Genomic DNA, 17,429 nt, shown 5'->3' with positions numbered 1-17,429 from the left:
TTTATTTAAGCAACGACGCCGGTTTATCCGCAGAATCCAGTTATCTTGATGCGCTCTACGAATAAACAACAATTAAAAAGGTAACTCCAATCCCGGATTAATCTGATTAATCTGTTTACGAAACAGCGTTTTAATTAGTTCCAGAGCATTTTCATCCTCCGCCTCGAATCTTGCAATCAGACAAGGGGTGGTATTGGAAGCTCTTAATAAACCCCATCCATTTGAAAACTCCACTCGTAGGCCATCGATTCCTATAACGCGCCCTTTCGGAAATTCTGCTTTCTTTTCAAACTCCTGCATAAACAGAAATTTGTCTTTTTCTGCCATTGGGATTTTAATTTCCGGCGTATTGACACTTATCGGGATTTGCGCAAACTGCTGACTGGGACTTAGCGGGCTTTGACTTAAGAGCTCCAGCAAGCGGCAGGCGCTGTATAAAGCATCATCAAAGCCAAACCAGCGATCTTTGAAGAACAAATGCCCGCTCATCTCGCCAGCCAGAATAGCCCCTTTTTCTTCCATCACTGACTTAACGATTGAATGGCCAGTCGGACACATTTGCGCCACACCGTCACCCTGTTCGATAATCCGGGTTAAAAACGAAGAACATTTCACATCAAAAACGATGGTCGCATTTTTCGTTTTCTTCAATAGATCGCGAGCGTAAAACATCATCAGACGATCGGGCCAGATCATTTCCCCTGTTTCGGTAATTACCCCCAGACGATCCGCATCCCCATCAAAGGCCAGCCCAATATCAGCCTGATGCTTTCTGATCGTATCCTTTAACTCTGTTAAATTTTCTTCAATAGTGGGATCGGGGTGATGATTGGGAAAATGGCCATCTACCTCACAATGCAGAGGAATCACCTCACAACCCAGGCGTTCCAAAACTTTGGGGACAAGCGGGCCTGCGATACCATTGCCACAATCCACAACTATTTTGAATGGCCGAGCGACATGCACATTTGAAACAACCAGATCGGCATAGGCATCCAGAATATTCAGGAAAGAGCTTTTCCCCTGTCCCTCTATGTATTGGCCATTCTGGATGATTTGGTATAAATCCATGATTTCAGATTTGGTCAGCGTTTTACCCGCCAGGACCATTTTAATCCCATTATATTCGGCTGGATTATGACTTGCAGTCACAATGAGGCCCGAATCCGCTTGCGGCAGATGAGTGGCATAGTACAGCACAGGGCTGGATACCGCCCCGAGTTCAATCACATCGATTCCGCTGCCAAGCAGACCGCATTTTAATGCTTCTGCCAGACGCTCACTGGTCAGGCGTCCATCACGAGCAAGAAAAATACTGCTGCGATTCAAAGCTTTCATGCGTACGCTGAGTGCTTTTCCAATGCTATAAAAAGCATCCTCATTAAAATTTTCATCAATCACGCCGCGAATATCGTAAGCACGAAATACCAGCGGGCTTACTTCTTTTTCAACATAAGGCATCAGCCTCTCCCTGAGCTGCCAAAACCGCCCTCACCGCGTGGGGTTTCGATAAAAGCATCCACCAATTTAAACTGGCACTGAACAACTGGCAAGAAAACCAATTGTGCAATACGTTCGCCAGGATTCACAGTAAAATGCTCCTGATTACGGTTCCAGCAAGAAATTTTTAATTCCCCCTGATAATCAGAATCAATAAGCCCTACGAGATTACCCAGCACAATACCGTGTTTATGTCCTAAACCAGAACGAGGCAGAATAACAGCTGCCAATTGCGGATTTGCGATGTAAATAGCCAGGCCGGTTGGCAAAAGAACCGTCTCACCGCCAGCAATTTGCATAGGTTCATCGATACAGACCCGTAAATCAAGACCAGCAGACCCTTCAGTGGCATACGATGGCAACGGGATACTGTTCCCAAGACGGGGATCCAGGATTTTAAGTTGAATTGCGTGTTCCATCAGTTATCTCCAGAAACTTCAGATGAGGCGACATTTTGAAGAGTTGAAGCCAGTATTGCAATAAGATCAGCAGCCAATCGCTGTTTATTATTCAAGGGCAAATGGATTTCTTCTTTTTGCGAGATAACCACTACTTCATTTTCCAGACGATCAAACCCTAAGCCGTTCCCCACCTGATTTGCCACAATTAAGTCAAGTTGCTTATTTTTCAGCTTTTGCCTGGCGTTTTCGATCAGGTTATTAGTTTCAGCGGCAAAGCCCATCACCAACCCCGCCTTTTTAGACTGCGCAACACGGCTTAAAATATCCGGATTAAGCTCTAATTCAATAACTGGCTTTTGGCCCTGCTGCTTCTTGATTTTTTGCGAAGCCGCAGTTACAGGGGAATAATCAGCCACTGCAGCGCATCCAATAAATAAAGTTCCTGGTTTTAAATGCTCCATTACCTTGTCAAACATTTCTTTGGCAGAAATGACCCGATGGCATTCGATATTGGATGGACGCGGCAAATCAGTAGGTCCGCTGATCAATACGACCTGAGCTCCTGCCATGCAGGCCGCTTCAGCCAGCGCATAGCCCATACGTCCAGAACTGTGATTACTGATGTATCGTACCGGATCCAGGGCTTCCCGGGTGGGACCCGCGGTGATAAGGACATGTTGCCCTGCCAGGAGCCGGCGAACTTTCAGCAGGCGTAAACTGCTGATTACAGCCGTTGCCTCTGCCATTCTTCCCGGGCCAAACTCTCCACAGGCCTGCTCTCCTTCATCGGGTCCGACAAAAACCACGCCACGCTGCCTCAACAGCTCGCAGTTATCACGAGTCGCCGGATGATCCCACATACTGTGATTCATTGCCGGGCATACAAGGACAGGAATATTGGCCACCAGATACAGCGTCGAAAGTAAATCATCAGCCAGCCCCTGAGCCATCCTGGCCAAACAATTCGCGGTCGCCGGTGCAATGACTAAATAATCGGCCCAACGTGCCAATTCAATGTGTCCCATTGAACGTTCAGCTTGTGGATCGAATAAATCCATGCGTACTTCTTTGCCGCTTAGGGCTTGAAAGGTCATGGGAGAAATAAATTCTGTGGCGGCTCTGGTCATCACCACCTGCACCTCTGCACCCAGTCGGGTCAGTTCACGAACTAAATAAGCAGATTTATAGGCGGCAATACCCCCGCAAACACCTAACAGTATTTTTTTATCTTCAAAATCTTGCATGCTTGAACAGTTTTGATAAGAATAATCCCCGATCAAAACACAAACCTCGCTATAAAGGAATAAGAATGACAAATTTGTTTAACGCGCAATCCCTGGATTTGCGCGAAAAACTGGCAACTATTGGCGCCGAAAAGCTGTCTGATACGGAGTTGCTTGCAATTTTTATCAGCTCTGGTAACGGCAAACGCTCTTGTCTGCAGTTAGCTCAGGATTTACTTAAAACATTTGGTGATTTGCGTGCGATTCTTAATGCAGATATACAAGGGTTCAAGTGCATTCCAGGTCTTGGGCAGGTGAAATACCTGCAGCTACAGGCGGCGCGTGAGATTTGCCTGCGCAGCGAATTTATCACGTTGAAAAAAGACCAGCAGCTTGGCAATACAGAGCAAACTTATCGCTATATCAAACGTCAGTTACGCGACAAGAAAAATGAGATTTTTGCAGTTTTATTTCTGGATAGTCAGTACCGGGTTATCTGCTATGAAGAATTATTTCGCGGCACTATCAATGCGGCTACTGTTCACCCGCGACCCCTGGTGGAGCGCGCACTCAAACTGAATGCTGCCGCGGTCATCATTGCCCATAATCACCCTTCAGGATTATGTGAAGCAAGCCAGCAAGACTATCGGGTTACCGAATGCCTGAGTCAGGCGCTTAAGCTGATTGATGTTCAGCTGCTCGATCATCTGGTGATTGGTGATAATGAAGTGTTCTCCATTCTGGAGCAGAGAAAACAGGCTTGTCATTAGCCTAAAAACCGGGCTTTTGTCAAATTCAAAACCAATTTGCTATAATTTATAACATGGTTATTTTCTATCTAAAGCGACTATGGATAATTTATCACGAGAGGGAATATTGGAGTTATCGGAAGACAATCCGGTAGGGCTCATTTATTCACCAACTGAATTACATCAATACCTGGTTGAGTTAATTGCAAACCATAAGACAGATTATTTGCACAAGGGAGCTGACCTGGCTTCATTCTCAACGCTGGATGATGCAATGCGGGAAGCCAGAAAGCGGGGGGCCAAATCTTTTTTTCTTTGTCTGGATAATACTCACGATGAATGCGGTTCTGAATGTCTGCAAAGTTATTTCAACTACCTGCCCGTTTATCCTCATTAATCTTGATTATTTCCGGAAGAGTTTGTAGAGTCTGTTCTATCGAACTGCTAACAGGAACTATTGATGCGGACCTATTTATTTCTAATGTTATCTATCTTGTCTTTCCTGGTCAAAGCAGACACTATTGATCATTATATCAACATTTCAAATAATATCCCGCAGATGGAAATGAAAGCCGACGCCCAATCCCAGGCCTGGGCACGCTCAGCCCGGAATGTTCTGATTATCACTGCAGAAAGTATTGCCGAAACACTGACTCAGGCTAATGATTTAGCAAAAAGTCAGGGACGTCAGTTATTCTGCCTGCCCGAAGGAAAAAAACTGGATGCAATGACGATGAATAACATCATTGTTCAAACCTATAACAGTATCTCAAGTCAGGAAAGCGACAAAAGTAAAATGACCGTGTCTCAGGTCGCCTGGCTTGGTGTAATGAAAAGTTTTCCCTGCCAGGGGAATGCAGCCGCTCCAGCTGCTTCATCCAATTCAGCTCCAGGAAAAACAGCGCGCATGCAACATATGAGTTCAGTTTTGGGCTTGCCTTCCTAAACTGATTTCAATTCTTATATAAGATTCTGCCAAAATTCTCTCTCCCTCTGGGAGAGAGTTAGAGAGAGGGATTTAAAATCAACCCTCACCCTAGCCCTCTCCCTGCTTGGAAGAGGGGATTTTTTCTAATAGCCTGAACCTAGGCACTAAACTCTTCAAAGGCTTCAAGCGCTTCTGCCGCATACATTAAAGAAGGCCCGCCGCCCATATAAATAGCCATCGCTAAAGTTTCCATCAACTCTTCACGCGAAGTTTGCAATTTAACCAGGGCTTGTGAATGGAACCCGATACAACCAGGGCAATGATTGGCGACGGCCAGAGCCATTGCGATGAGCTCTTTCGTTTTTTTATCCAGCGCGCCGTCTTTGGTAGCAGCCTGAGCTAAAGAAGAAAATCCGGCCATAACGTCAGGCATTTCCTTGCGCATTTTTGCGAGTTGAGTGCTGATTCCTTTAGTTACGTCATTAAATTTTGACACAAAATTCTCCTGTTAAATGATTACCCTTCTGATTTATATCATGGGCAGCAACCCGTCGACAAATACAGCTTGCTGAAAAGCTATAAAAAGAGAAAATTGCGATGCTGCCAGCAGGCTAGTGAAGCCCGCTGTTCGCCGTAAACGTTTTGGAATGCAAGTCGACGCATCCCTGTTGATAGGCAATTGAATAATTGTTTTTCAGAAAACCGACATGCGAATTTAACAACTCGCCTAACCTGCCGCTTGAAGCAAAAATCGCCCGATCAACTACTTTCTCGTTCACTTTCTGCGCAGTCACCAGCATTTTAGCCATCAATTTTGCCCGCGTCTGCTCAGGGAGTTCTTTTTGCTTGAGTCGGGTTAAGTTGGTGAGTAATGTTTCAGCAATATTCAGCTTTTCATGCATAAGATTATAATGAACCATATATCGGGGACTGAAAAAGCGAAACTGATTTTTTTTATAATTCTTCAAATCAGACTGCATACCTTGAATATAACCTTTTAAAGCATCTTCCAGTTGCCCGGCTGAAGATAATAATCTGGACTGAGGTTCTCCATGCTCACCAATCAGACTTCCCCGACTTTTAGTTCCGGGTTTCGGATTTAAAAGAAGATAATTTAACTCCTGCACATCCGAACTGGTTTGCAGGCGTTCGGCGAGACTCTTACAAAGAGCGTAATATTTCTTTAGATTATCATTAGTCGTGCCTTTCGGTGGAACGGCGGAGGATAATAATTGTTTTAAGCCCTTTAAATCATTCAGGCTGGCCCGCTCAATGATACTAACTGATAATTTGTTCGCAATATGCAGCTCTTTATCTGAAAGACTTTGCTGTAATTCCACCATTCTTAAAATGATACTTCGCAGCACCTCTTTGGTGATAAAAGGCTCAGCGACTTCAGGATGGCTTAACTTATTTAGCCAGGAATGGGTCAGTCGATCCTCACTCAATAAATTATTCAGCACAATTTCCCAATTTGCACGGCTTTGTTTGGTAGTACAGCGCTTATACCCTGACATGATTTGCAGCAGGCGTTTTGGCTCTTCCCTGATCAAGGGATGAGATAAAAGGGCCACAAAATCTTCAAGGATAAATTGATTAAGGTAGGTTAACGATTGACGGAAACTGGCTGAAAATTTAATGGCTTTCTCGAGATACTCATTTTTTTCAAGTAACTGCTTGCGGTTATGGGTGGACAGCACGGGCTGAGCGTCCCTCCATTGCGCTTTAAAATTATTTTCTATCCGATTAAGCGCGGCATGAAGCCTCGCTCTGGGGATTTGTGATTTTGCAAGCTTAGGCGAGGTTTTTTTACACTGAATACCTTGCTGAGATAATGCTTTTAGCAGGCGGTCAACATTACAGTCTTCCCAGCGAATGCCAGACGTAAGCCTTGATTCATCCAGGCTGCCATTATCCGCATGATGAACTAAAAGGGTCTGCTCTGGATTGTGGGGCAGGGCCATGGCCTCCATCACACTAACTCCGCCGCCCCGCTGAATGACCAAATTACTTCGGGTCAGTAATGGCGTTAAACTAATATCATCCTGATTTGTTGATACAGGAATGATGCGATTACTCAAATGCGGATAACGCGCCCCGATTTCATCTATTTCTTTTTTAAATTTATGACCACCCAGGACAAAGATTTTCTCGTAGCCATTTGTTAAAAGGGTTTCAATGTATTTAACTGTGTCATTACCCGCCTGGCTGCCGAGAAGAATAGTCGCTATCTGCTCGTCGGCAGCGACAGAATAATCTGATTCGCTATCATCCGGATTTTTGAGACTTATTTTGCAAGGCTCATGAAAATATCGACTGTAATCCAGGTCAGGATTTTTAAATCCCGGGCGAACCATCGGATTGTCCTTCGCAGGCACATCATAAATGCCGGCAAAATGCTCTCCCTTGGGGAAATGAAAACGAATTATATCGTCCGTCATTCCAACGCCATACAAACGCATTTGCTGCTGCTGCTTTTTATTCAGGCGCGTCAGGGGATTAAAAAAATGAACCGCTCCCTCTGTAGGTAAATCAGTAAAATATTGCTGAATTACTAGCTGGTTGTAGCTCTTGTAATACTGCTTAGTCCATTCGTTATATTCTATCACCGCATCACAAAGTGCCGGCAACCCCATTGCCTGCGTGCTTATTATTTCAGTGTAAGGCTCTCCTTTAATTGCTGCCGCTTTTAAATCAGCTAATAATCGTTCCTTAACTGTAGAATAATTTTGATCATCGTTGCTTTTTTGTAAGTCGATTAGTTTTTTAAGCTCAGTAACCGCATCCTCACGCTGTAATATGTTCCATATCCCTGCACTTTCATATCCGGCATCATAATAATCCAGCAGCATATCGCGATAGTATCGATTGAGCTTCTTTTCAGCATCGTTTAAACGCTTGGTTTCATCCTCCAAGCTTTCCTTGGAGGGAATAATGGGAATAGGCGTGAGCGCGCTGATTTTTTTTAGCAGAGGAGATATTCGATAATCATATAGCAGCCCCTGGCCTCTGAGGATCAAATCGCGAGACGGGTTGTTGCCTTTGTGTTCCAGTAATACTGGCTCATACTCGGGAAACTCAAAATCAATTCCCGCTTTAGCATATTCTTTTTCTAAATACTTATGAATCCCTTTAATCGCTGAGATGTGTCCACCGCCGCCGCTGCAACCTAACAGATAAGGTCGTCTCTTGCCTTCACGCTCAAGGCTGATATAGCTAGCCCTAACAACACTCATTCAATACTCCTAAATTTTGAGCAAGGATTCTGACGCATTTTTATGTTCCTAGTTTATACGCCTAGTATTATCTAAACATTAACTGAGTAACATTTTTCTATTAGTTTGTAAATGAACAAATTGGAGTAATTGTTTCTACAACTGTATCATTCGTTAGCAGAAAGAAACGTTCCTGGCTTTCACGAATGAATAAGTCTGTAAACATTCTCAATTGGACACCTGGGAGAGCACTTGACTAGCGGTAATTAAACATCCATTTACCAATTCAAAAAAAGATTCATGGCTAACACATTGGCTTGGAAATTATTCGTATTCACACGTCTGATGTATTGATTCAGGTAACCGATCTCCGTTGTGAGCGCGGAGTTTAGCTTGTAATTAAAACCAATAAAAAAGCGGTTCTGATCAAAACCACGATTGTTCAGCCCATTGAAATTATTCAAATGCCAGAACACCTCTTCGGTGCTGGCAAGATTAAGTTTTGCCGTGGGTACCAGAGGGACCATCAGTTTAAAATACTGTCGGTAACGATAAGCGGTATTATCACTGGGTTCCAGATAACGCTCTTCAAGGCGGCAACGTATTGAAAAACTAAGCTCCTGGAATTTCTTCGTCCAAAATAGCTGTTGCCAGATACGGTTCTCATGAAACGGGTGTCTCGTTAAAGGTTCTTCCGTGTACACCCAGGCATATCCAAGCCAGAGAGTGGTCTCCTGATTTACCGCATAGCCCAGGCCAGTCCTTAGCAAGGTTTGCGTTGCCCGCTCCACATTATCCCCTGCGCGCTCTTGCGCTTCCAGCCAGAGTTTAAACGGTTCAAGTTGTCCTTTGCCTAAAGATCCCATGCCAAGCACTGTCAGCCAGCTTTGAAAATCCTTGACTGTATCCGCCGCAAAAGCAGCTTCTGCACTCAGACAGATACAAAGTACACTTTTTAAAATAAAACCTGCAAATTTACGCATAGTACTGATCTATTTAAAAATTTCTTGAAGAAAATTTTTCATGGCTTGCATGGATCGTTTGGCCGCTATCGGATTATAAATTGTTCCCAAATCAGGATCATGAGCGTCCGGGTTTGTGAACGCATGTTTGGTCAAACCATACTGATGAACTTGCCAGTCAACCTTTGCTTCCGTCATTTCCTGACAAAAATCATTAAGCTGTTGCGGGGGCACCATTGGATCGTCATAGCCGTGCAGAGCAAGAACTTTAGCCTGAATCTTTTGATTGGGAATGTGTTTTGGTTTATCGAGTAATCCGTGAAAACTGACCACACCAGCCAGTTCCGCACCGCTACGAGCCAAATCCAGCACACATAAACCACCAAAGCAGAAACCAATCGCTGCAACCCGGGCACTATCCACCTCAGACATCGCTATCACTGCATCAAAACCCGCGCGGATACGATCACGCAACAAACGGCGGTCCCCCGCCAATGGCTGCATCAAAGCGATTTTTTCATCGGTCGTGTAGCCAATACGTCCATGCCCATACATATCCAGGGCAAAACCAACATAGCCTAACTCTTTCGCCAGCATCTCCGCTTTATGGCAGGCAAATTCGTTTCGCCCGCTCCAGTCATGAGCAATAATCACCGCAGGACGAGGCTGGTCAATGGAATCATCATAAGCAAGAAAACCATGTAACTCCTGTTCACCATGATGATAGAGATAATTTGAGCTGTGCATGAAATTTTCCTTTGAAGCATTAGGTATTGCTAAAGTCTAAATTGAGACTGGCTAAAAGTCCAATCCCATTCTTAAGATAATCCTATGAATTTGAAATAAAAATAACCTCATAGTTCTCATAATTCCCAGCAAACAACGATTTGAGACAGACCCTTGGAGTTTTCAACTATCAATCGGTTTGGCTAGTCATAAAACAAAGTGCTAAACTTTAAATTAGAGAATTAGAATGATAAAAAAAGACGTCTTATATCATCTGAATGAATTAACCTGCTAGCGGAAAATCTCGGTTCCGCGCGCTAATTAAACGTTAATTACTGACAGGACAGTGATCATGATAGTCAATACTTTAACTGAAGTGAAAGATTTCTTACAAGCACAGTTCTGCTATCATTTTTTTATTACCCCCTTACCTCTGCCGCTCGAGAAAGAATACCGGGATTTTGCAGCTCGTGCCTGTGAGTTTGTAGCTTCTAAACGAACCGCCGTGATACAGAGAGACAAACCCCGCCATCATGTAATACATCGCTTTGAGCAGCCACGCAATCCGCAAGCGAAAAAAGTATTGGTAACCCATGGCTGGATGTCCAGAGCGGCCTATATGGTTCGAGTAATTCGGGCGCTCCATCAGCAGGGTTATGATGTCTATGCAATTGATTTTCCTGCGCATGGCGAAGCCCGCGGATGGCAGTTAACCTGGCTGGATGCGGTAAGTATTTTAAAAGAAACGCTTAATGAGTTAGGGCCTTTTTATGCGGTATTGGGGCACTCCTTTGGCGGATCCATGTTGCTAAACACTTTAAATCTGGCGCATCAATTACCCGAATGGGAAATAGAACACATGCCTGACAAGGCCATTCTCATTGCCTCACCCACCCAGATGAGAACGCCAGTAAGTAAATTAGCAAGACGTTTGGGGTTAAACGGCTCTGCTTTTTTGCAATTGCGAAATGTAATTCGGCAAAACTCCAAAACCAGCATTGATCATTTAAATTATCGGCGAATGATTAACAGCTGTGAAATTCCTATTTTATGTATTCATGGGAAAGAAGATGACTCGGTTAGTCCTCAGGAGTCTATTATTTTTTGTCGCAGATATCCCTTTGCAAGCCTGACTTTACTGCCTGGAGTGGATCACGTGGGCGTTTTGATTGATTCGCGAGTGGAAACACGGGTTATCCAATATCTCGAATCAGATTAAATAAGAACCCATGTTAATCCAGGGTTTGCCTGTATCGCTTAAATGCAATAAGCAGAATAACCACAGTAAAAATCATAATAGGGATCGTTTCGCGCCATACATCCAGGAAACCATTGCCCTTGAGTAATATCCCCCGAACAATGATCAGATAATGCGTCAGGGGTAAAGCGCTCCCTACCCATTGCGCCCAAACAGGCATGCCACGGAAAGGGAACATAAATCCGGATAAGAGGATGGAAGGCAGAAAGAAAAACATGGCACTTTGTACTGCCTGCAACTGGTTGGTAGCAACAGTAGAAAAGGTCAGACCCATTGCAAGATTTGCAGCAATAAATGGCAAACTTAAGAAAAGAAGAAGAAAGATATTTCCTTCCATTGGCACATGGAATAAAAACCTGGCCATCAATAAAATCAATAAAGCCTGGACGTAACCGACTATAATATAGGGCAGCAGTTTACCGACCATCACTTCCAGCGGCTTTAAGGGGGTTGCGAGCAGATTTTCCATTGTACCCCTTTCATACTCACGGGTAATTACAAGAGCCGTTACAATGACCATTGTCATTGTTAAAACAACACCTAAAAGTCCCGGCACAATATTATAGGCGGTAATCGCCAAAGGGTTGTATATGGTATGAACAAGAGGTTCATAGGGGGGGCCCTGATCAGCTAATGCTTCCAGAGGCCCTTTAAGCTCTTCAGTTAATGCCAGAGAAGCCATCTGCGTGAATACATCCACAGCGCGGCTGGTCGCCGCAGGATCAGTCGCGTCCGCTTCCAGTAGAACCCCAGGTTTGAGCCCTTTGACCAATTGTTCCGAGAAATCAGGAGGAAAATTCACTACGAATTGCACTTCCCCTCTTTTAATCAGCCGCCGTGCTTCTTCTTCTGAAGAAGATGGACTGATAAACTGAAAATAGGTTGAGTTTTGCATACTCAGAAGAATACGCCGTGTAAACTGGGAAGGTTCGGGATTGACAACGGCCGTAGGCAGATGACGGGGATTAGTGTTAATCGCATAACCAAACAAAATCAATTGCATAAGAGGAATGGCCAGAATCATTCCGAACGTAGCCTTATCGCGCCTCATTTCAATGAATTCTTTGACCATAATACCCAGCAAACGAGAAAACCCCTGATGAATCAATCGCTGCCTCCTTTTGATTTTTTAACCAGACTGATAAAAGCGTCTTCCAGTGTGGAGTCTATTGGCTGCCATTTTACCCTATGGCGTTCGGCAAGCTTCTGCAATTCGGTTTCAATCTCTTTTGCCTGATACCCGCTTACATGAATTTGATTGCCAAACAAAGCCGCCTGCATCACTCCTTTCATTTCTTTGGCTTCCTGTAATAAGCTGGTCGTTACATCACCCGTGATCTTCCAGGTTAGCAACTGTGTAGATGCAATGACTTCACTCACCGTTCCAGTAATCAGCAAATCGCCATAGGCCAGATATGCCAGACGAGTACAGCGCTCGGCTTCATCCATATAATGTGTTGAAACTAAGGTGGTTATGCCTTGCTGGCTTAGTGAGTGAATTTTATCCCAGAATTCGCGGCGTGCCAAAGGATCGACTCCGGCTGTAGGTTCATCGAGTAGCAGTAATTCCGGCTCATGCAAGAGACAGGCTGCCAAGGCTACACGCTGTTTCCAGCCCCCCGACAATTCACCGGTTAACTGCTTTCGCCGGTGAGTAAGCCCTAAGTCCTCTAAGGCCCTTTCAACCCGTTGTTTTCGATTATCCAGATTATAAACACGAGCGACAAAATTAAGATTTTCTTCGATACTCAGATCAGTGTAATAACTGAATTTCTGAGTCATATAGCCAACATGCTCTTTGATTTTGGCCGACTCGCGTAAAATATCATAGCCAAGACAAGTTCCGCTGCCAGAATCCGGTGTTAGCAGCCCGCAAAGCATACGGATGGTTGTGGTCTTCCCACTGCCATTAGGGCCAAGAAAGCCGAACACTTCTCCCTTTTTAACATACATATCGACACCGTTGACCACCACTTTGCCATTGAAACTTTTGCATAAATCATGGACGTCAATAATGGCTTCAACAGTCATGGTATAAACACCGTCACCGGCTGACCCGGCTTAAATTTATTAAACTCCCGCAGATCGGCCTTGATTCGGAAAACAAGCTTATCGGTGTTCTCTCGGCTATATACCAGAGGGGGGATATACTGAGCTTCTGGTGATATATAGCTAATCAGGGCGTTTGCAGGTGTCTCGCAGCCATCACAGAGAAATTCAATTTGCTGCCCTACTTTCAGCTTAGCCAGCAGTTCGACTGGAACAAAAAATTCAATGCGAACATTGGCAGGCGTTAACAGGGATAGAACCGCTTTCTGGCTGCCTACAAACTCACCCTCGCGATAATAGGTATCAAAAATTAAACCATCCGCTGGCGCATACAACCGCTTTTGCTCCAGCTGCCATTTGGCAACTGACAATCTTTCTGCGAATGAAGCAATCTGGGCTTTTTGCGCATTGATCTGCTCTTCTCGACTCCCAAGTCTCGCCAGCCGAAGATTGGATTCATATTGCTCTTTCAGCTTGACCTGCTCCTGATAGACAGCAACTGCCTCATCAAGGACATCCTTTGATGCCGCCTGCTTGCGATATAATTCCTGATAGCGTCTGACTCGCACCTCAGCCAGTTTAATCTGCGCTTCGGTTTGTTCAATTTGAGCCTGAATAGCCGCTATTTCAGGCTTTCGTCGTGGATTTTCCAAATCCTTTAATAGATTTTTTGCTTGCTGTAAATCGGCTTCAAACTGTTTAATTTGCAGGAATTCAGGATTTTTATCCAGCTGGAAAAGTAGATCACCTTTTTTCACCATTTGTCCGCGCTGCACAGCAAGAGTCTCCAGAATCCCCGAATAAGGCGATGCCAGATAAATATTTTCACCTTCCACATAACCTTGTATCTGGCGTTCTTGTGATTGACGGCAAGCTATCAAACTACTTATTGTCAATAAAATCAGGAAAAATTTCCGCATAAATGATTTGATAAAAAAATGATAGCTTTATAGTGACCTGAATTTTTTATTTGAGCAAATTCTATTTATACTAAAATACTTAAATTGAGTTTAACAAAAAGGCGCATAGATGATGAATTTTGATTTAATCGTTATTGGTGGGGGCAGCGGTGGGATAGCCAGTGCGGTTCGAGCTGCAAAACACGGGGCGAAAGTCGCCGTTATCGAACAGCAGCATCTTGGAGGAACCTGTGTTAATTTGGGTTGTGTCCCTAAAAAAATAATGTTTAATGCTTCAAGCATCGCCGAAATCATGGAAAAAGCCCCTGAATATGGTTTTGAGCCCTGCTCAGTTAAACTGGATTGGTCAACATTAATCGCCAGACGGACAGCTTACATTGAGCGGCTTCGTGAAAATTATCTTGCACGCTTCAGGCAATTTAATATTACCAGGCTTAATGGACATGGGCGCTTTGTCGGATCAGATCAGGTTGAGGTAAACGGGAAGATTTATCAGGCACCGCATATAATTATTGCTACCGGAGGTCAGCCCTCCATGCCGGCTGATCTTGAGGGAATTGAACTCGCGATCAGCTCGGATGGTTTTTTTGCCCTGGAAAAACTTCCTCAGAAAGTAGCGGTCATTGGCAGTGGATATATTGGAGTTGAACTCGCAGGAGTACTCAATGCTCTAGGCTCTGAAACCCATCTGTTTTTACGAGGTAAAGCTCCCCTTAGCCGATTCGATTCCATGCTGGGGGAAACGCTTATGGAGATAATGCTAAAAGATGGTTTACAGGTACATACGAATCATCGTGCCCGAAAAATTGAGTTACAAACCGATGGCAGACGAAGTATCCACTGCCAGAGCGGTTCTGTTCTCAGAGATTTTGATGTCGTCATCGCAGCCGTTGGCCGTTCTCCCCGTACAGATCAGCTGAATCTGGATGAGATTGGGGTTAAACGAGATCCGCGAGGGCTTATTGAAGTCGATAAATTTCAGCAAACCAATATTAAAGGTATTTACGCTATTGGAGATGTCATCGATGAGCCTGCGCTTACACCAGTTGCCATCGCTGCCGGCAGAAGACTGAGTGATCGTCTTTTTGGAGGCCAGCCTGAAGCCTTTCTCGATTACAGCAATATATGTTCAGTTGTCTTCAGTCACCCCCCGATAGGCAGTGTGGGCATGAGTGAAGAGGAAGCGGTCGCAAAATATGGAACAGAGCAAATTAAAACCTATCAAACCCGATTTAATCCGATGTTTGACGCGTTTAGCGAGAATAAAAAGCCCACCGTCATGAAATTAGTTACCTTGGGTAAAGAAGAAAAGATCATTGGCTTACATATGATTGGTTACTATGCCGATGAGATACTGCAAGGATTTGGCGTTGCTGTAAAAATGGGGGCTACCAAAAAAGATTTCGACAACACAGTCGCAATCCACCCTACAAGCGCCGAAGAATTGGTAACTATGGTTTAGGTACGAGAGTAACCTGATGAATTTAAGAGTATTTAATAACATTTCCCCCACTCTGGGGGAGCGAGTATACATTGATCCGGCGGCCTCTGTAATCGGCGATGTAAATATTGGCAATGACAGTTCTGTCTGGCCAATGGCGGTGATCCGGGGCGATGTGAACTCCATTGAAATCGGCCATTCATGCAGTATTCAGGATGGTGCTGTTTTACATGTAACGCATGATGGCCCATTTACTGCCGGAGGCAGGAAGCTAATACTGGAAAATGGGATTACCGTAGGCCATCAAGCCGTTCTGCATGCCTGTCATATAGAAGATTACTGTCTGATTGGTATGGGAGCATTAATACTGGACGCTGTTCATGTAGAGCACCATGTTATGATTGCCGCAGGCAGTGTGGTAACGCCGGGAAAACGTCTTTTATCAGGCTTCTTATATCTTGGCAATCCTGCGCGACAAATTCGCCCACTAACCAGTCAGGAGATTGAGCAACTGGAGTATTCAGCAAGACATTATGTAAAATTGAAAGATAAGTATTTAGAAAAATCTTCAAATTGAGTTTATGCCCAGTAATAGCTAACTGAATTCCAGCAGAAACTGGGCATTCCTGATAAGTGTATTGTTTTTACTTCTTGGATTGCTGTTTCTGTCTCTTCAAGCCCGCTTTCTCAGCTCTCGCTTGTTGCTGCTGGGTATACTGAGCACCAGACAACCTCCCTCCTGATAAACTCTCCAGCTCGTTATCCGATATTTCATTAGCTGCACTATTTCCACTTTTGTCAGCCGGTTTACTCTTTTTAGCCATAATTAACTCCTGGTGAATAGGCCTATTCTCAGCATAGTTCTGGTAAATATTAATGCAAATAATTACTGCTTTCTTTATCTACAAAAAGCAATTCGTCTTTAAAAATCATCAGCAGAACGGACTAAAATTGATGAATACAGCTGATTCAGAACACTATATTATTGCGGGAGACACATGTATTGCCCGGTGAGAAAAAAGAAAATTTAAATACATATAGTTGGTTTATATTGAAGAATCTATCCATAAATATTTGGGAGACCTGATTTGCCCTCAGCTCAACTCTCACTGCCATTAAGTTAAGCTCAATTGTATATTAAGCTGGCCTCCCTGCGGGGCATTGTCTTAATTGCAGCGGTCATGGTGGTTGGGATGGTTTTTTCAGGCAAAAAAAAAGCGACCCGAAGGCCGCTTTGCAATAAAGCCCTGGCGATGACCTACTTTCACATGGAGAAACTCCACACTATCATCGGCGCGAGTCTGTTTCACTTCTGAGTTCGAGATGGGATCAGGTGGTTCCAGACTGCTATAGTCGCCAGGAAAACGGGTTGACCGTGGGACACAGCTTCGTCTTGGCGAAGCCGGCCTCGGCCGGTAAAGAGTCGAAATACAATCGAGATAATAATCTCTGCACACAGTCATTCATTTGTTTGTTGTCCCATACAACCCAAGACAACTCAGGTTATATGGTCAAGACAATCAGCCAATTAGTACGAGTTAGCTTCACACATTACTGCGCTTCCACACCTCGCCTATCAACGTCGTAGTCTTCAACGGGCTTCATGGGAAAACTCATCTTGAGGGAGGCTTCCCGCTTAGATGCTTTCAGCGGTTATCCCGTCCGAACTTAGCTACCCGGCAATGCGACTGGCGTCACAACCGGTACACCAGAGGTTCGTCCACTCCGGTCCTCTCGTACTAGGAGCAGCTCCTCTCAATTTTCCTACGCCCACGGCAGATAGGGACCGAACTGTCTCACGACGTTCTAAACCCAGCTCGCGTACCACTTTAAATGGCGAACAGCCATACCCTTGGGACCTGCTTCAGCCCCAGGATGTGATGAGCCGACATCGAGGTGCCAAACACCGCCGTCGATATGAACTCTTGGGCGGTATCAGCCTGTTATCCCCGGAGTACCTTTTATCCGTTGAGCGATGGCCCTTCCATACAGAACCACCGGATCACTAAGACCAACTTTCGTTCCTGCTCGACACGTCCGTCTCGCAGTCAAGCACC

17 protein-coding genes and 2 rRNA genes (1 of these 19 only partly in view) are annotated in these 17,429 nt (G+C 44.6%); 6 read left to right on the top strand and 13 right to left on the bottom strand.

The genetic code is table 11. The features are described from left to right. Nucleotides 1-72: 72 nt before the first annotated feature. From DYH61_RS01700 to coaBC, 3 genes are read right to left on the bottom strand one after another with little or no spacing between them, the layout of a single operon-like run. Nucleotides 73-1,461: a phosphomannomutase/phosphoglucomutase gene (locus DYH61_RS01700; RefSeq protein ID WP_058508025.1), complete on the bottom strand. Its 1,389-nt coding sequence runs from the start codon at nt 1,459-1,461 to the stop codon at nt 73-75. After that, on the bottom strand, nt 1,461-1,919 hold the full coding sequence (gene dut / locus DYH61_RS01695; protein WP_058508024.1) for a dUTP diphosphatase: 459 nt from the start codon (nt 1,917-1,919) through the stop codon (nt 1,461-1,463). Before dut ends, DYH61_RS01700 begins: the two co-directional genes overlap by 1 nt. Then, complete coding sequence (coaBC, locus tag DYH61_RS01690) at nt 1,919-3,145, bottom strand: bifunctional phosphopantothenoylcysteine decarboxylase/phosphopantothenate--cysteine ligase CoaBC (protein WP_058508023.1); 1,227 nt, start codon at nt 3,143-3,145, stop codon at nt 1,919-1,921. The genes dut and coaBC overlap by 1 nt, the downstream gene beginning before the upstream one ends. 65 nt (nt 3,146-3,210) lie before the next feature. Between coaBC and radC the strand changes: the two genes are divergently transcribed. The 3 genes from radC to DYH61_RS01675 all read left to right on the top strand — a co-directional run bounded on the left by radC (nt 3,211) and on the right by DYH61_RS01675 (nt 4,819). Further along, a complete protein-coding gene (gene radC, locus DYH61_RS01685; RefSeq protein ID WP_058508022.1) occupies nt 3,211-3,894 on the top strand; it encodes a RadC family protein in 684 nt (227 codons plus the stop codon). A gap of 79 nt (nt 3,895-3,973) precedes the next feature. Next, a complete protein-coding gene (locus DYH61_RS01680; protein ID WP_058508021.1) occupies nt 3,974-4,270 on the top strand; it encodes a hypothetical protein in 297 nt (98 codons plus the stop codon). Between the two features lie 63 nt (nt 4,271-4,333). After that, nucleotides 4,334-4,819 (top strand): hypothetical protein, encoded by a 486-nt coding sequence (locus tag DYH61_RS01675; protein WP_058508020.1) that lies wholly within the window; start codon nt 4,334-4,336, stop codon nt 4,817-4,819. 139 nt (nt 4,820-4,958) lie between these two features. On the opposite strand, the gene DYH61_RS01670 is transcribed toward DYH61_RS01675, so the two are convergent. The 4 genes from DYH61_RS01670 to DYH61_RS01655 all read right to left on the bottom strand — a co-directional run bounded on the left by DYH61_RS01670 (nt 4,959) and on the right by DYH61_RS01655 (nt 9,725). Beyond that, on the bottom strand, nt 4,959-5,246 hold the full coding sequence (locus DYH61_RS01670) for a carboxymuconolactone decarboxylase family protein (RefSeq protein ID WP_058508053.1): 288 nt from the start codon (nt 5,244-5,246) through the stop codon (nt 4,959-4,961). A 166-nt stretch (nt 5,247-5,412) separates the two neighbouring features. Continuing rightward, entirely contained in the window at nt 5,413-8,037 is a 2,625-nt protein-coding gene (locus DYH61_RS01665; protein WP_058508019.1) for a glycosyltransferase family protein, read from the bottom strand. Between the two features lie 257 nt (nt 8,038-8,294). After that, a complete protein-coding gene (locus tag DYH61_RS01660) occupies nt 8,295-8,999 on the bottom strand; it encodes a DUF2490 domain-containing protein (protein WP_058508018.1) in 705 nt (234 codons plus the stop codon). A 9-nt stretch (nt 9,000-9,008) separates the two neighbouring features. After that, nucleotides 9,009-9,725, bottom strand: coding sequence for a dienelactone hydrolase family protein (locus tag DYH61_RS01655; protein ID WP_058508017.1), 717 nt, complete (start codon nt 9,723-9,725; stop codon nt 9,009-9,011). Between the two features lie 331 nt (nt 9,726-10,056). On the opposite strand from DYH61_RS01655, the gene DYH61_RS01650 reads away from it, so the two are divergent. Then, nucleotides 10,057-10,923 carry an alpha/beta hydrolase gene (locus tag DYH61_RS01650; RefSeq protein WP_058508016.1) on the top strand — a complete coding sequence of 289 codons (867 nt, stop codon included), beginning with the start codon at nt 10,057-10,059 and terminating at the stop codon, nt 10,921-10,923. Between the two features lie 13 nt (nt 10,924-10,936). Here DYH61_RS01650 and DYH61_RS01645 read toward each other — a convergent pair whose 3' ends face one another. The 3 genes from DYH61_RS01645 to DYH61_RS01635 are packed head-to-tail and all read right to left on the bottom strand — an operon-like array spanning nt 10,937 to nt 13,931. Next, nucleotides 10,937-12,070 (bottom strand): ABC transporter permease, encoded by a 1,134-nt coding sequence (locus DYH61_RS01645; protein WP_234999853.1) that lies wholly within the window; start codon nt 12,068-12,070, stop codon nt 10,937-10,939. Further along, the gene (locus DYH61_RS01640) at nt 12,067-12,993 is read right to left on the bottom strand and encodes an ABC transporter ATP-binding protein (protein WP_058508015.1); all 927 of its coding nucleotides are present in this window, start codon (nt 12,991-12,993) and stop codon (nt 12,067-12,069) included. The genes DYH61_RS01645 and DYH61_RS01640 overlap by 4 nt, the downstream gene beginning before the upstream one ends. Beyond that, on the bottom strand, nt 12,990-13,931 hold the full coding sequence (locus DYH61_RS01635; protein WP_058508014.1) for an HlyD family secretion protein: 942 nt from the start codon (nt 13,929-13,931) through the stop codon (nt 12,990-12,992). Before DYH61_RS01635 ends, DYH61_RS01640 begins: the two co-directional genes overlap by 4 nt. A 109-nt stretch (nt 13,932-14,040) precedes the next feature. On the opposite strand from DYH61_RS01635, the gene gorA reads away from it, so the two are divergent. Together gorA and DYH61_RS01625 are read left to right on the top strand one after the other, a co-directional pair. Next, on the top strand, nt 14,041-15,393 hold the full coding sequence (gene gorA / locus DYH61_RS01630) for a glutathione-disulfide reductase (RefSeq protein ID WP_058508013.1): 1,353 nt from the start codon (nt 14,041-14,043) through the stop codon (nt 15,391-15,393). Between the two features lie 16 nt (nt 15,394-15,409). Continuing rightward, complete coding sequence (locus tag DYH61_RS01625) at nt 15,410-15,949, top strand: gamma carbonic anhydrase family protein (protein ID WP_058508012.1); 540 nt, start codon at nt 15,410-15,412, stop codon at nt 15,947-15,949. Between the two features lie 67 nt (nt 15,950-16,016). On the opposite strand, the gene DYH61_RS01620 is transcribed toward DYH61_RS01625, so the two are convergent. The 3 genes from DYH61_RS01620 to DYH61_RS01610 form a co-directional block, all read right to left on the bottom strand. Then, nucleotides 16,017-16,196, bottom strand: coding sequence for a hypothetical protein (locus tag DYH61_RS01620; RefSeq protein WP_058508011.1), 180 nt, complete (start codon nt 16,194-16,196; stop codon nt 16,017-16,019). Nucleotides 16,197-16,617: 421 nt separating this feature from the next. Next, nucleotides 16,618-16,733 (bottom strand): 5S ribosomal RNA (gene rrf, locus DYH61_RS01615). Between the two features lie 146 nt (nt 16,734-16,879). Next, nucleotides 16,880-17,429 (bottom strand): 23S ribosomal RNA (locus tag DYH61_RS01610) (it continues 2,346 nt past the right edge of the window).

It is taken from the genome of Legionella quinlivanii (genome assembly GCF_900461555.1).
In the GTDB taxonomy this organism is placed as follows: Bacteria; Pseudomonadota; Gammaproteobacteria; order Legionellales; family Legionellaceae; genus Legionella_C; species Legionella_C quinlivanii.
Note: the sequence above shows the minus strand (reverse complement) of the source record. Positions and strands in the feature narration are given on the sequence as shown.

Excerpts from the sequence above, each read along its gene's own strand:
- DYH61_RS01700 (WP_058508025.1), bottom strand. The coding sequence starts at position 1,461 with ATGCCTTATGTTGAAAAAGAAGTAAGCCCGCTGGTATTTCGTGCTTAC.
- dut (WP_058508024.1), bottom strand. The coding sequence starts at position 1,919 with ATGGAACACGCAATTCAACTTAAAATCCTGGATCCCCGTCTTGGGAAC.
- coaBC (WP_058508023.1), bottom strand. The coding sequence starts at position 3,145 with ATGCAAGATTTTGAAGATAAAAAAATACTGTTAGGTGTTTGCGGGGGT.
- radC (WP_058508022.1), top strand. The coding sequence starts at position 3,211 with ATGACAAATTTGTTTAACGCGCAATCCCTGGATTTGCGCGAAAAACTG.
- DYH61_RS01680 (WP_058508021.1), top strand. The coding sequence starts at position 3,974 with ATGGATAATTTATCACGAGAGGGAATATTGGAGTTATCGGAAGACAAT.
- DYH61_RS01675 (WP_058508020.1), top strand. The coding sequence starts at position 4,334 with ATGCGGACCTATTTATTTCTAATGTTATCTATCTTGTCTTTCCTGGTC.
- DYH61_RS01670 (WP_058508053.1), bottom strand. The coding sequence starts at position 5,246 with ATGCGCAAGGAAATGCCTGACGTTATGGCCGGATTTTCTTCTTTAGCT.
- DYH61_RS01665 (WP_058508019.1), bottom strand. The coding sequence starts at position 8,037 with ATGAGTGTTGTTAGGGCTAGCTATATCAGCCTTGAGCGTGAAGGCAAG.
- DYH61_RS01660 (WP_058508018.1), bottom strand. The coding sequence starts at position 8,999 with ATGCGTAAATTTGCAGGTTTTATTTTAAAAAGTGTACTTTGTATCTGT.
- DYH61_RS01655 (WP_058508017.1), bottom strand. The coding sequence starts at position 9,725 with ATGCACAGCTCAAATTATCTCTATCATCATGGTGAACAGGAGTTACAT.
- DYH61_RS01650 (WP_058508016.1), top strand. The coding sequence starts at position 10,057 with ATGATAGTCAATACTTTAACTGAAGTGAAAGATTTCTTACAAGCACAG.
- DYH61_RS01640 (WP_058508015.1), bottom strand. The coding sequence starts at position 12,993 with ATGACTGTTGAAGCCATTATTGACGTCCATGATTTATGCAAAAGTTTC.
- DYH61_RS01635 (WP_058508014.1), bottom strand. The coding sequence starts at position 13,931 with ATGCGGAAATTTTTCCTGATTTTATTGACAATAAGTAGTTTGATAGCT.
- gorA (WP_058508013.1), top strand. The coding sequence starts at position 14,041 with ATGATGAATTTTGATTTAATCGTTATTGGTGGGGGCAGCGGTGGGATA.
- DYH61_RS01625 (WP_058508012.1), top strand. The coding sequence starts at position 15,410 with ATGAATTTAAGAGTATTTAATAACATTTCCCCCACTCTGGGGGAGCGA.
- DYH61_RS01620 (WP_058508011.1), bottom strand. The coding sequence starts at position 16,196 with ATGGCTAAAAAGAGTAAACCGGCTGACAAAAGTGGAAATAGTGCAGCT.